Here is a 14,419-nt window from a genome sequence, read left to right as displayed (position 1 = left end):
AATCAATGAATGTATCGAAAAGACTCACCAGGCAATAAGTAACCATGCTTACAGTTAAGGAAAACATGTCCATAGTTATTGATCGTTGCCAATGGCAGTCCAAACAACATTTTTGGCGGACTTGGTGAAAAATAGCAATCAAAATCGATCAAAAAAAATGGCAAACGATTGTGTCGCTTGCCATTGTGCCACCACATCTATTAGGTGTGGATTGCTTTTCGTTAGGAGGCGCCGTTAATTTCGATTCCAGATATCATCGCGGTATTCAGCGATCGTCCGATCACTGGAGAATCGACCACTACAGGCGGTATTGAGAATACTCATGACAGCCCAATTCATTTTATCTTTATACGCTAGGCCTGCCGCTTTTTGAGCCTCAACAAAACTGCGAAAATCTGCCGCCGTGAGCCATTGATCCTGAGGGTTAAAGATTGAATGGATAATCTGATCAAAAATGCCTGGCTCGAACAGGTTAAAGTGGCCGCTTTGCAACAAAGACATGACTCTGGCGAAGTCTTCGTCACCATCAATAATCGCTTTCGGATTGTAATCTTTACGGGTTTCGACAACTTCTTGTGCGGTCAAGCCGAACAAAAAGAAGTAATCCTCACCGACAGCATCACGAATTTCGATATTGGCGCCATCCAACGTGCCGATGGTCACAGCACCGTTCATCATGAATTTCATATTGCCCGTACCAGACGCCTCTTTACCAGCGGTAGAGATCTGTTCTGACAAGTCTGTACCAGGACAAATCACCTCCATAGCACTGACTTTATAATCGGGAATAAACGCGACTCGCAACCAAGGTTTGGCACGAACATCTTTATTGACCACTTCGGCCACGTTATTAATCAGTTTAATAATCTGCTTCGCCATCTCATAGCCAGGGGCAGCTTTACCCCCAATTAATACACAGCGGGGTTGCATACCATCTGTATCGCCGCGAGAAATTCTGTCATAAAGATGGATGACATGGAGAATATTCAACAGCTGCCGCTTATATTCATGAATGCGCTTAACTTGAACGTCATACATAAACGTTGCATCAAAGTCGACATGGCAGGCTTTTTTAACCAGTGCTGAGAGCGCCTGTTTATTATCCCGCTTAATGGCTAACCAGCGCTCAACAAACTCGGGATCATTGACGTAATTCTTCAACTTCGACAGTTGATCCAGATCCCTGACCCACTCATCCCCGATACGGCTGGAAATGAGCTTATGCAAAGCGGGATTGCAGTGCGATAACCAACGACGAGGCGTCACACCGTTGGTCTTATTGTTGAATTTGGAGGGCCACAGCTCGTAGAAGTCTTTGAACAAACCCGCCTTCAGCAAATCCGTATGCAGCGCAGCGACACCATTTACGGAGTAACTTCCCACAATGGCCAAATACGCCATACGCACTCGTGGCTCACCATCTTCATCAATAATGGACATTCGACGCTGGCGATCAAGGTCACCGGGCCACTTCTGAGCGACTTCTGCCAAATAGCGAGCATTGATCTCATAAATGATATCCAACAGTCGAGGCAACAGTTCCCGGAACAGATGCACCGCCCAAGTTTCCAACGCCTCAGGTAACAGCGTATGGTTGGTATAAGCCATTGTACGGGTGGTAATCGACCAGGCCTCATCCCACCCCATATGGTGCTCGTCGATCAGCAATCGCATCAGCTCCGCAACGGCGATGGTGGGATGAGTATCGTTTAACTGAAAGACATGCTTCTCTGCAAAATTCTCCAGTGAACTGTCATTACGATCAAGCCAGCGCGCCAGAATGTCCTGCAGGCTCGCCGAGCTCAGGAAATACTGTTGCCGCAAACGCAAAACCTTACCGGCCTCACTGACATCATTGGGGTAGAGCACCATTGAAATTTGCTCAGCCTGATTTTTTGCAGCTACGGCATCTGAATAGCTGCCTGCATTAAACTCACCCAAGTCAAATTCGTCGGTGGCCTCTGCTTTCCAGAGTCGAAGAGTGTTAATGGTTTCATTGCGATAGCCGGGAATCGGCACATCGTATGGCACAGCAAGCACGTCCTGGGTATCGACCCACCGCATACGCAAATCGCCTCGGTGGTCCGTGTAATATTCGCTGCGCCCGTAAAATTTTACTTTGCGCTTATTTTCAGGGCTTTCAATTTCCCAAATATTGCCGTTGCGTAACCAATTGTCTGGCTGTTCCATCTGGTAGCCGTTGCGAATCTGCTGATGGAACATTCCGTACTGATAACGGATACCATAGCCGGTTACCGGAATTTCTAAGGTTGCGCAGCTATCGAGAAAGCACGCGGCAAGACGTCCTAAGCCACCATTACCAAGACCGGCATCCATTTCTTCCTCTGCCAGTGTTTCCAAATCAACGGAATACTGCAGCAGCGCCTCGCGCACACCTTTTTCTAAATCGAGATTGAGCAGTGCATTATTTAAGCTACGCCCCATAAGAAATTCCAGAGACAAATAACTTACCCGCTTCGGCATTTCATTTTTATACTTCTCGCGAGTCTTGCGCCATTTTGCCACTAGCTGATCCCGCACTGTCATGGCCAGAGCAGCATAGAGATAATGGTGTGATTCATCATCTTTATCGCGGCCCAAAGTCACCTCAAAGTGCCGCATCAAATCCTCATTCATGCTGAGGACCGGCAAATTCTCAGACGTCTTCGTTGATTCAGTTTTCTTGGCGCCTGACGCCTTTAATTTTGACTTGCCGGGTTTTGCGTTTGTTGCCATTTGAACCTCACACCTTTTTCTTTGGTGACTTTTTTCGCGCCGGCATGCCCGACGCGAGTATACGGAGAGACTTCGGCGTCATAGGAAGGGACGCACCGGGGAGATAGCGATCATCATCATCAGCATCACTATCGGTATTTATAATGTTTTGCCAGAAACTGACATCATCCAGCTTTGGCAGAGTGAAGGTTTCTTCCAGAGAGGAATTGCAAAAAATGACCAGCAAGTGGGGCTTTTCCAATTGAAACGTACTGTAATCGGTCATTAATAAGCCCAACAGAACCGCCTCACGTTCGTGCCAGTGAGAGTCCATCATGGCTCTCCCCTCTGCATTCAACCAACGGATGCTGACGTCGTCCGGGCTATCGGGCTGATGCTTGTATCTGTCGGCCTGCAGAATGGGGAACTCCTGCCGCAATGACGTCAAATTGGCTGTAAATTCAATCAGGTCTAGAGCTTCGGGCGACAAATCTTGCCACGACAGCCAATTGATCTCGTTATCCTGGCAATAAGCATTGTTATTGCCCTGTTGTGACCGACCAAACTCATCCCCAGCACACAACATCGGCACCCCTTGAGAGACCAACAGCGTGGCAATCATATTACGCTGTTGCCGCCAACGAATACTGTTGATGTCATAATCATCGGTCGGCCCCTCGTGACCGTGGTTATAGCTAAAATTTTCGCGATGGCCATCATTATTGTCTTCTTTGTTTAATTCATTATGACGATGGTCATAACTCACCAAATCCCGCAGAGTAAAGCCGTCGTGAGCGACAATAAAATTAGTGGTTGCAAAGGGTTTGCGTCCGGCATGCTCAAAAATATCTCCCGAGCCGTGCAGACGTCGAGCCAGCTCAGGCAATAGATTGCGATCACCACGCCAAAAGCGCCTAACCGTATCCCGATAACGGTCGTTCCATTCACTAAAGCCAGGCGGGAAATTGCCCAGCTGGTAACCCCCCGGACCAATATCCCAAGGCTCCGCGATCATCTTCACCCGTGATAAGACAGGATCCTGACTTATCGCCTGAAAGATTGGTGCGCTTTTACTGTAGCCATGCCCATCGCGTCCAAGAATCGGCGCCAAATCAAACCGGAAGCCATCAACGCCCATTTTTGTCACCCAGTATCGCAGACTGTCCATAATCATCTGCATGACTCGGGGATGCGCTACATTAACGGTGTTGCCGCAACCTGTATCATTGATATAGAACCGTCGATCCGAAGGAAGCAGCTGGTAGTAGGAGGCATTGTCAATACCACGGAAGCTGAGTGTCGGCCCCATGTGGTTGCCCTCACAGGTGTGGTTAAAGACCACATCCATGATGACCTCTAGGCCCGCATCGTGAAACCGGTTGACCATATCCTGAAATTCCAAAACGGAATCACCCGATAGGTAAGCAGGATGCGGTGCGAAAAATCCGAGAGTGTTGTAACCCCAGTAATTCGACAGTCCCTTGGTATCCAGAAACTGTTCATTGATAAAGGCATTTACCGGTAGCAACTCCACACTGGTGATACCCAGCGACTTCAGATAGTCAATAACAGCTGGCTGCGACATACCCGCAAAACTGCCGCGCAGTGATTCAGGGATCTCCGGATGCCGCATCGTGAAGCCACGCACATGGGTTTCATAGATGACAGCTTGATGCCAAGGCGCCAACTGCTGACGACGGGTGGGCATACGCGGCAAATCATCGACAATCATCGCCTTAGGCATATAGGCAGCGTTGTCACGGGTATCAAAACTGAGGTCCTGTTCAGGACTCTCAGCCTGATAGCCGAAATGGCTGTCATGCCAGACAAAGTTGCCCTGTAACTGCTGCGCATAAGGATCTAACAGGAGTTTATGGCGGTTGAATCTCTGTCCCGCACTTGGCTGATAGGGGCCGTGAACCCGGTATCCATAACAGTAGCCGGGTAAGAGTACCGGCACATAGCCATGCCACACACCATGAGTGTGCTCCGGTAGAGGGATGCGTGTCAGTTCTCGGTTGCCCGTGGAATCAAACAAACACAGTTCGACGGCGGTGGCGTGCTCGGAAAAAAGAGCAAAATTAACACCGTGACCGTCAAAGGTGGCGCCCAGGGTGTATGGGTCGCCCGCTTCAATCACTGCTTTCACTGGAATTCTGTGCGCTCGGAAGTAGAGTTAACGAAATGTCCTCAGGAGGATCTCACCTGATCGACAACGGCCAAAATGGCTTTGGCTTCTGGTTGATCAAAAACCGCTGCGGTTGTTGCGCCTTGCTTACGTCGCCAATTAGGGTACTCACGGAAGGTCCCTGGAATGTTAATGGGCTCATCCAACAACTGAAGATCTTCAATCTGCATCAATAAAAGCTGCGAACTGGACGAAGCGGCCGCTCTGTGAATACTGCTGCACAGAGCAAGGTCAAACGCTTTCTCGGATGAATTTGCATCCCAACCGTTATCGAGAAACCCGCCCCGCTCCAGCCAACTCAACATTTGCCATTTATCTTCGTCTCTCTCTTGCAACTGTCTTTCCATTTCGTCAGATTGAATCAGTCCAAGAACTCCACGGCGCCGGATATCTGTTCCTTGCCACCAATCGGTCAAGGTTGGAACATCATGATTAGTCACCATCAACAAGGCTTTTACCTGATGGTACTCCAGATCTCGGAAGCGGCCATCTAATTCCCGTTCAAAATAAAAAAGGTTGTTGCTGTATAGGCCATTTTCAGCCATTGCGACTTTAAAGTCCTCAGGAACGACCCCTAAATCCTCACCGATGACAAGGCACTGATTGCGGTGACTTTCCAACCGCAGCAGCGCCATCAGGTCATCAAGAGGATAATACACATAAACACCGGTATTACCCTCCGGGCGGCGAATGCACCACCAAAGACGCAAAAGCGACATGGCGTGATCGATTCGCAGCGCACCACAATGAGCCATATTGCTCCGCAAAAGTTCGATAAAATGGCTGTATTGTTGCGCCTTAAGAGCTCGAGGATTGAGAACCGGCAGCCCCCAGTCTTGTCCTTCCCAGGCGAATGGATCCGGCGGTGCGCCAATGGTCGCCTTTAAATTGAACAAATCAGTGTTGCGGCCAGACTCACAACCACTGCCCACAGCGCCCACCGCCAGATCTCTTACAAGCCCAACCGCCATCCCCTGCTCAACAGCAGTACGCTGGCAAGACTCAAACTGCTCTTCAGCACGCCACTGCAACCAGGCAAAGAAGCCGTCATCTGAAACATATTTCTTGGCAAATGGATTGTTGTTCTTTTCGTATTCAACAAACTGCTGCAGCGTATCACCCTTCGCCTCGCAATAGGCTTTAAACCCACCACCAGACTGCCTTTTATCCATATCCAGGAATACGGGATATAGCCACTCAAAGCATTGATATTTCAGGATGTTAATCCGGTCGTAATCGACGTATTTCTCGTTTCTAAGTGCCGCTAGATGTTGCTTGAAATCAGCGCGATTAAGAGCCTGCTGGAGCGGCTTGCACTCCTTAGCTTCCGGTAGAGACTCAATATCGATATAAATGGGATTCAAAAAACGTCGGTCCGAAGGGCTGTAAGGACTGGCGTAATCGGGACTGCTGGTGCAAGGCGCATGCAGAGGATTGATACCCACCATATCCGCCTTCGCCTCAGCACTGGCCGTCACCAGCTCCCTCAAATCCGTAAAATCACCAACGCCCCAATTTCGCTCTGACTTCAAGGTGTAGAGCTGACAGCTGACCCCCCAAAGTTTTTCGCCAGCATCCTTAACCGGATCAAAACAACGCGGAGGACTGGCAATGAGACGACCATGATCTGAACGTTCGCCACAGGTTAAATCTGCGGTGTGATAGCCAGCGGGTAAGCCAGGTAATGGAAGCAAATAGGACGAATAACGGTCAGGCCCAATGTAGTATTCGCCCGTCTCCGCCAAATCAGCCGCTCGACACTCCCCCTGAGTTACCTCACCTGATTCCAAGGTAACGGTATAGGCAATCACCGCATGCTTTTCAGATTCGTGCACATGAAAGCGTAATCCGGGAGCGTCAGTACTGGTAATGAAAAACGGTAATACCAATGACTGCCAGGGCTTTGCATCAATGTCGTACAGATGCTGTTCCACCGCATCGTGGTTGTGGATGTCGTAACCCATAAGCTCCAGCACAGACTCACGATCCCCTCGGGGAATCGTGCAGTGCTCGCCAGAGTAGTTCAGATACTCGGTTGATATTCCACAGAAATACATCAACCTTTCAAGGCTATCCATACATCCCCTTCTTGCTGGAGACAACCGAACTCAGACTCTGGTGGTACTGGCTTCAGATGTCATGACGCACAAAAATATTTGCAAACTGACAGGCCGCTGCCAGAAAACAAAACGTTATCGGTAACAGCTTAGCGGGCAATTCAGATCGGTGCCCTGCATAACGGCTGTCGGGTAGCTACGAACATCTTTCACATTTGGTTGACCAACAGGCCGTCTTTGATGGGGATTTAACCTTTGCTCTCCCGCATGCCTAGAGTAATGCTCAAGAATAGAGCTGCTCCACATAGTCCATTGCTACATCCGACCAAAGAAATCTGGCATCGGCAGCACTTTGGCGAATCGCCTGCCAGCGTTGCGGATCATTTGCCTTGACGTGTAGGACTTCGCCAAATCGCCAAATCATCGCTTGTGCCTGCTCGAAGGTAGATTCACCGGAGAAAGAAAAACCATTGACGCCATCTGTAACCGTATCAGCCAAACCACCGACATGATGCACGAGACAGGGTTGACCTGAACGCATCGCCAGCATTTGGCTGATACCACAGGGCTCAAAGGAGCTTGGCATCAGAAAAAGATCACCACAGTTGTACAATTGTTGTGCGATCTCATCGGAATAGCCCTGGAGAAAAATGAAATTATCACGCACCTCGGCCAAATGACGGCAAAAGCCCTCCAGGTGCGCCTCACCGCTGCCCAACATGATCATCAAGCCTCCGCCGTCTATAACATCAAGCAGATGCTCAAGACAACTGCGGCCATCCCCCATCGGCTGTCGCAAAATACGTACTTTTTGATCAACAACTCGACCAACCGACGTTGCTAAAAGTCCGGGTGCCTCACCACGTTCCTGCCAGAATGAAATTTTGTGCAAGGCATCATGGTGTACTGGCTGAGGATTGAGGTGTAACCACTGCTCCAGCTTTTCGCGGATCCCCCCAAGAAGATCTGAAAAGTCATCGGTCGCAGGATAGAATCCGGAGTATTCACATCCGTTCAGAATGCCTTTTAATCTGCCCTCGTGGGAGGCCCTCTGTAGATCCAGCTCGAGACCTTCACCGCCGACAAAGCCTCTTTCAGGCTGGCTGGGCCGCTGAATTTCCTCGATATAATGTGGGGAGACCCCATGGACCCGCTGACACAAATTGATCGCCGCGCGCATCGGATTAAAACAATTTAGATAACGGGGATCATGAATCTCTGCATAGTTGTAGGCCAATTGAGGACACCAACCGTGTAGTGAAGACTCATCGCCCGCCAGCGGGCGAATACCCTGTAGCGAAAGATTATGGATGGTATAAACCAAAGGGAGCTGACGAATAGGCGCGTAGGCTGGGTCAAAACTCAGGACTACCGCTAATAACGCGGTATGCCAGTCGTGCAAATGCACAACGTCAACAGCATCGCAGCGCTGCTCTAACAGTAGCTGAGCAACCGCCAGGGAGAAAAGCGCGAATTTCGACGCATCCGAGGCGAAAGGACGTTCGGGCGGATCATCGCAATAGATACGCCCGGCCCCCATGGGAGCAAACAGCGGATGATCCAGAACCCAGGTGCGAATACCTGGGTAACGTGGATCCTCGGGCAACTGAAGCAGCTCTACGCCAATCTCTTCACCGCGAAACGGGACCTTGATAACGTCGAGACTGACCGCTCCTGGCAGAGTGGAAAAATACTGATAGCCAGGAACCACCACCTCCACCTGGTGCCCCAACCGCGCCAACGCACGGGGAATGTCTCTTACAACATCCCCCATACCGCCGACTTTTCCACCGGGCAGCGCGCCATTTTCGGCGGCTACCATCATGACCTTCATCTACGCGCGCCCGCAATCAGATTAGGTAATCACATCCGGTTCTGTGCGCCCCGTAAAGGCTTCTATCCCAGCGATGGCATCGGCTGCGGCCAACACATCAGCCAACGCTTTTTGAGGATCCATACCAATATACGCGGGATCTCTCTGGTGCTTATCACAATAGACACGCAGCGTTGCACCGGATGTTCCCGTACCCGACAGGCGGAAAACAACCCGGGAGTCATTGGTAAAGTGAATGCGAATGCCCTGCCCCGAGCTCTCGCTGTTATCGACAGGATCCCGGTAATGAAAATCATCGGCTGCGGCAACTTCGAGATCACCAAACGACTGTCCAGGCAAACTGCTCAACTTGGCGCGCAACTCAGTGAACATGGTATTGGCTTTATCAGAGTCGATCTGCTCATAATCATGGCGGGTAAAAAAGTCCCGGCCAAAGCGCTCCCAGTGTTCGCGAACGATCGAGCGAGCAGGCTTGCCGCGCTCAGCAACCACATTGAGCCAGAAAAGTACCGCCCACAAGCCATCCTTTTCCCGGACATGACTGGAGCCTGTACCGAAACTCTCTTCACCACACAGAGTAATCTTGTCGGCATCCATCAAATTGCCGAAGAATTTCCAACCTGTCGGCGTTTCGTAACAGGGAATACCCAAAGCTTCGGCAACCCGATCAACGGCGCGGCTGGTGGGCATGGAGCGAGCCACACCGGACAGCCCAGCGCGGTAGCCCGGCACCAATTTGGCGTTTGCGGTTAACACGGCCAGAGAATCACAGGGGTTGATGTAAAAACCGCTGCCCAACACCATGTTGCGATCGCCATCACCGTCAGAGGCTGCACCAAAAGCCAAAGGCTCATCACCGTTCATTAGAGCAACCAGCTCTTTGGCGTGCACCAGGTTGGGATCTGGGTGACCGCCGCCAAAATCCTCCAGAGGCTCAGAATTGATTACCGTTCCCGCTTTGGCGCCGAGACGATTTTCCAGAATTTCTTTCGCATAGGGTCCGGTAATCGCGTGCATGGCGTCGAAACACATGTGGAAGCGCGCGTGACTGAGCAGACCTTTAATCTTTTCAAAATCGAACAGAGACTCCATCAAGTCCGCATAATCCGCGACCGGATCAATAATTTGAACCGTCATACCAGCGACATCGGTCTCGCCTTCAGAATCCAAGTCGATGTCTGCGCTTTCTAGCGTCAGGTATTCGCTGATCGTCTGAGTCCCTTGATAGATCTCGTTGGTTACCGTCTCCGTCGCTGGACCACCGTTGGGACCATTGAACTTAATACCGAAGTCTTCATCAGGGCCGCCGGGATTATGGCTCGCGGATAGGACAATCCCGCCGTCGGTTTCGTATTTGCGAATCACACAGGATGCAGCTGGCGTCGACAGCCAACCGCAACGGCCGATCAGCAAGCGGCCAAAGCCATTGGCTGCTGCCATTCTGACGATGGTCTGAATGGCCTGACGATTAAAGTAGCGACCGTCCCCTCCGACCACCAGGGTTTTGCCGGAACAGTCACCCAGCATATTGAATATTGACTGGACGAAGTTTTCCAAATAGCCAGGTTGGGCAAATTCCTTGACCTTTTTGCGCAAGCCGGAGGTACCGGGCTTTTGGCCGGAAAAGGGTTGAGTTGCGACGTTAATCACTGTCATAAATAGTTTTCTCACATCATTTGTAACTGCGGCATCATGCCTGCGGTATTCATCCCATACCGCAATGAGACGGTTCACTCCGTCACAGGAGACACCTTTCCACACACTCGGTCAGAGCGCAAATCCTTCAGGCTGTCCAAGCATCCCTCGTGTGACCAGAACCACACCTTTGTCTGTGACCCTAAAGCCGTTCTTTCTATCCTGCTCGGGATCAAAGCCAATTACCATCTCGTCAGGAATCTCCACCCCGCGGTCCACAATTGTCTTGCGCATGCGGACATGCCGGCCAATCGACGCCTCGGGCAAAATGACGGACTCTTCCACTTCAGAATAGGAGTCAATATAGACATTGGAAAATAACACCGAGCGTCGCAACACGCTGCCGGAGACGATACAGCCGCCAGACACCATGGAATCCACAGCCATACCGCGCCGATCATCGGAATCAAAAACGAACTTCGCCGGCGGCATTTGTTCTTGATAGGTCCACAGAGGCCACTCAGCATCATAGAGGTTCAGTTGTGGCGTTGTCTCAATCAATTCCATATTGGCCAGCCAGAAAGAATCCAGTGTGCCCACGTCTCGCCAATAGGCTCTCTCGCCAGTTTTTGTGTCACGGAAGGGGTAGGCCTGAATATGGCCCTTATTGATCATTGAAGGAATCAGATCATTCCCGAAATCGTGGGAAGATTTCATGTTGGCCGCATCTTTGATCAATTGATCAAAGAGAAAGTCAGTATTAAAAATATAATTTCCCATAGACGCCAACGTCATACCGGGCATACCGGGAATTTCAGCGGGTTCCGCGGGCTTTTCTTGAAATGCAATAACCCGATTGGTTTCGTCGACCCCCATCACACCGAAGGCATTGGCGGCTTCCTCAACCGGCACCTCCAGACAGCAGACTGTCATGTCGGCGCCACTTTCCACGTGTTTTACCAACATCGGGCCGTAATCCATCTTGTAGATATGATCACCAGACAGAATCAAGACATACTCAGGCATTTCAGCGCGAATAATGTCCAGATTCTGATAGATGGCATCGGCTGTCCCCTGATACCAATCGTCAGAGAAGCGCTGCGAGGCTGGCAAAATTTCAACAAACTCGCCAAGCTCTTTCTTAAAGTGGCTCCACCCCCTCACCAGATGGCGCACCAGGGAGTGCGCTTTGTATTGGGTCAGAACACCTACCCGTCGAATCCCCGAGTTGATGCAATTGGAAAGCGGAAAGTCGATGATTCGATATTTGCCGCCAAAATACAGCGCGGGCTTTGCCCGCCAATTGGTCAACTCGTAAAGCCTCGAACCTCGCCCTCCAGCCAGTACCAATGCCAGGGTATTCTTTGTTAAGCGACTAACGTATCGGGGGTTTTGATCCAGCATAATGACTTGACCTGACTCGTCTAATTATCCTTGACTAGGAAAAATGGGCTTATGCAAGCCGACCCTTCACCTCTCAGTTTCGACACCAACCCAAAAGATTAACCGGTGTCGAAATTAAATCCTGTGCACTATCGCACCCTCTTGCATCCACTAGGCTTGGCAGTATTCAAAAATCACCGTCGCCAAGGGAGGAAGATCAAAAATCAACGTATGGGGTTGATCGTCCCAAGGCATGTCCTGGCTATCGACCCAACCGCCATTACCCACGTTTGAACCGCCATAGAGCTCTGAATCGGTATTGATACGCTCTCGGTAGGGACCTGGCCTTGGTACACCCAAATGGTACTGCGCCTGGGGAACAGGGGTGAAATTCGTGACCGAAATGAGCAAAGAGGTCCTGTCTGAACTGTATCTGACCCAGGCAAACACCGATGTTTCGCTCTGCTCACATTGCAGCCAGTTAAAACCGCCGGGTTCGCAATCCATCTCGGCCATAGCAGGCCGCTCCCGGTAAAGCTGGTTGAGGTCACGCACTAGCCTCTGCAGCCCCTGATGTAGTGGGAACTCCGTCAACGCCCAATCCAAACCGGTATCGTGATTCCATTCGTTCCACTGCCCAAATTCACTGCCCATAAACAGCAGCTTTTTGCCAGGATGCGTCCACATAAAACCATAATAAGCCCGCAAGTTGGCAAATTTTTGCCAGTAATCACCGGGCATTTTATCCAGCAAAGTTCGCTTGCCATGAACCACTTCATCGTGACTGAGCGAGAGAATAAAATTTTCATCGTAGGCGTAAATCATGCTGAACGTCATTTCACCATGATGATACTTACGATGAACAGGGTCTCGACTCATATAGCTTAGAGAGTCATTCATCCACCCCATATTCCATTTAAAACCAAAGCCGAGCCCATCCTGGTCAACAGGTCGTGACACACCAGGCCAGGCAGTTGACTCTTCAGCGACCATCATGACGCCAGGATGATTTGCATACACGCGTCGGTTGACCGATCTCAGAAAGGCGATCGCCTCCAGATTTTCGCGACCGCCAAACTTGTTGGGAATCCACTCGCCCGGCTGCCGACTGTAATCGAGATACAACATGGATGCGACAGCATCCACTCGCAAACCATCGAGATGGAATTCTTCCAACCAATAATTGGCGTTACTGATTAGATAACTGAGAACCTCACCGCGGCCATAATTGTAAATCAACGTATCCCAGTCAGGGTGAAAGCCCTGGCGACGATCCATATGCTCGTAAAGACAGCTACCATCGAAGTGTCCCAACCCATGGGGATCAGATGGGAAGTGTCCTGGCACCCAGTCGATCAGCACTCCCAAATCCGCTTGATGGCACTGGTCGACAAAATAACGAAACTCATCGGGATTACCAAAGCGAATTGTCGGCGCGTACATCCCTACGGGCTGATACCCCCAGGAACCGTCAAAGGGATACTCATTGATCGGCATTAATTGAATATGGGTAAACCCCAATTCCAGAACATAGGGGATTAATTGCTCCGCAAGTTCCCGGTAAGAGAGATAACGACCATGATCGGCGCGCCGCCAGGAACCGGCATGGACTTCGTATATCGAAATCGGCTGCTGCACACCATGGCGTTGCTGACGTTTTTTCATCCAGTCGGCGTCGCCCCAAGCATAAGAGCGATCGTAAACGACGCGCGATGCGGTCTCGGGTGGATGCTGCATAGACTTGGCGTAGGGGTCGGCCTTCAAAGGAAGAAGGTTACCGTTGGCGTCGATAATCTCATATTTGTAGAGCGCCAGATCTTCCACTCCGGGAACAAAGATCTCCCAAATGCCCGCCGCAGGATGCTTGCGCATCACGTGGCGACGTCCATCCCAGTGATTAAAGCTACCGATCAAGGATACCCGTAGCGCCGATGGCGCCCAAACCACGAAAAGAACGCCGTCGACGCCGTTAACCTGACGCTGATTGGCGCCCATCCAGCGCCAGACGTGTTCGTGGGTTCCCTCATTAAAGTAGTGCAGATCATCCTCGTTGAGGCAGCTCTCAAAATGATATGGGTCTTCCTGCGTCCAGGTTTCACCACTGTTATGACAGCGAAGCACGAAATCGAAAGTTTGTTTGCGATTGTGGATGACGGTTTCAAAAATTCCGTCGTCGTGAATACGAGATAACTTGTAGAGCGTTTTGCCCGACTCTCGCCCCACCATTTCGACGGTGTCGGCTCCAGGAACATAGAAACGCGCAACCAGCCCGCCTCGCTGGGCATCAGGGTGCAAACCCAGAGCGCTGAAAATGTCGTAGAAATGGCCCTCGGCAATAGCGTCTAACTCGCCAGACGAGAGCTTGGATACCACCGGTTGTTTGTTTGGCATTTACCCTTTTCCAAATCCATTTTGCAAGCAAGCTGCTATCTTGCCAAGTGCCGACGGCTCAAGGGTGTAGCATCGCGAACCGCCGCTAGCGGATGGCCCAACCAACTGTCATCCAGATTCTTTTATCTGATTTTGCTCAGCCAGCCGCGTCTTTGCAACAGGGTAATGATGTCTTAAGTCAATTAAATGACGAGATTGCGGCCGCCGTTCCCTCAG

The 14,419-nt window shown here is 50.8% G+C and carries 7 protein-coding genes; all 7 read right to left on the bottom strand.

The features are described 5' to 3' along the window. Window positions 1-234: 234 nt before the first annotated feature. The 7 genes from ACXAFR_RS10925 to glgB all read right to left on the bottom strand — a co-directional run bounded on the left by ACXAFR_RS10925 (window position 235) and on the right by glgB (window position 14,203). Complete coding sequence (locus ACXAFR_RS10925) at window positions 235-2,736, bottom strand: glycogen/starch/alpha-glucan phosphorylase (RefSeq protein WP_475176613.1); 2,502 nt, start codon at window positions 2,734-2,736, stop codon at window positions 235-237. Window positions 2,737-2,743: 7 nt separating this feature from the next. Beyond that, a complete protein-coding gene (gene glgX, locus ACXAFR_RS10920) occupies window positions 2,744-4,864 on the bottom strand; it encodes a glycogen debranching protein GlgX (RefSeq protein ID WP_475176611.1) in 2,121 nt (706 codons plus the stop codon). Between the two features lie 41 nt (window positions 4,865-4,905). Then, the gene (malQ, locus tag ACXAFR_RS10915) at window positions 4,906-6,981 is read right to left on the bottom strand and encodes a 4-alpha-glucanotransferase (protein ID WP_475176610.1); all 2,076 of its coding nucleotides are present in this window, start codon (window positions 6,979-6,981) and stop codon (window positions 4,906-4,908) included. Between the two features lie 262 nt (window positions 6,982-7,243). Next, window positions 7,244-8,785: a glycogen synthase gene (locus ACXAFR_RS10910; RefSeq protein WP_475176608.1), complete on the bottom strand. Its 1,542-nt coding sequence runs from the start codon at window positions 8,783-8,785 to the stop codon at window positions 7,244-7,246. Window positions 8,786-8,815: 30 nt separating this feature from the next. Further along, window positions 8,816-10,450: an alpha-D-glucose phosphate-specific phosphoglucomutase gene (locus ACXAFR_RS10905; protein ID WP_475176606.1), complete on the bottom strand. Its 1,635-nt coding sequence runs from the start codon at window positions 10,448-10,450 to the stop codon at window positions 8,816-8,818. Window positions 10,451-10,561: 111 nt separating this feature from the next. Further along, on the bottom strand, window positions 10,562-11,833 hold the full coding sequence (glgC, locus tag ACXAFR_RS10900; protein WP_475176605.1) for a glucose-1-phosphate adenylyltransferase: 1,272 nt from the start codon (window positions 11,831-11,833) through the stop codon (window positions 10,562-10,564). 150 nt (window positions 11,834-11,983) lie between these two features. Then, window positions 11,984-14,203, bottom strand: coding sequence for a 1,4-alpha-glucan branching protein GlgB (gene glgB, locus ACXAFR_RS10895; protein ID WP_475176602.1), 2,220 nt, complete (start codon window positions 14,201-14,203; stop codon window positions 11,984-11,986). Window positions 14,204-14,419: the final 216 nt, after the last annotated feature.

This window comes from Pseudomaricurvus sp. ABR4_320, assembly GCF_056159445.1.
The sequence above is the reverse complement of the archived record's forward strand: the minus strand, read 5'-3'. Positions and strand labels throughout refer to the sequence as shown.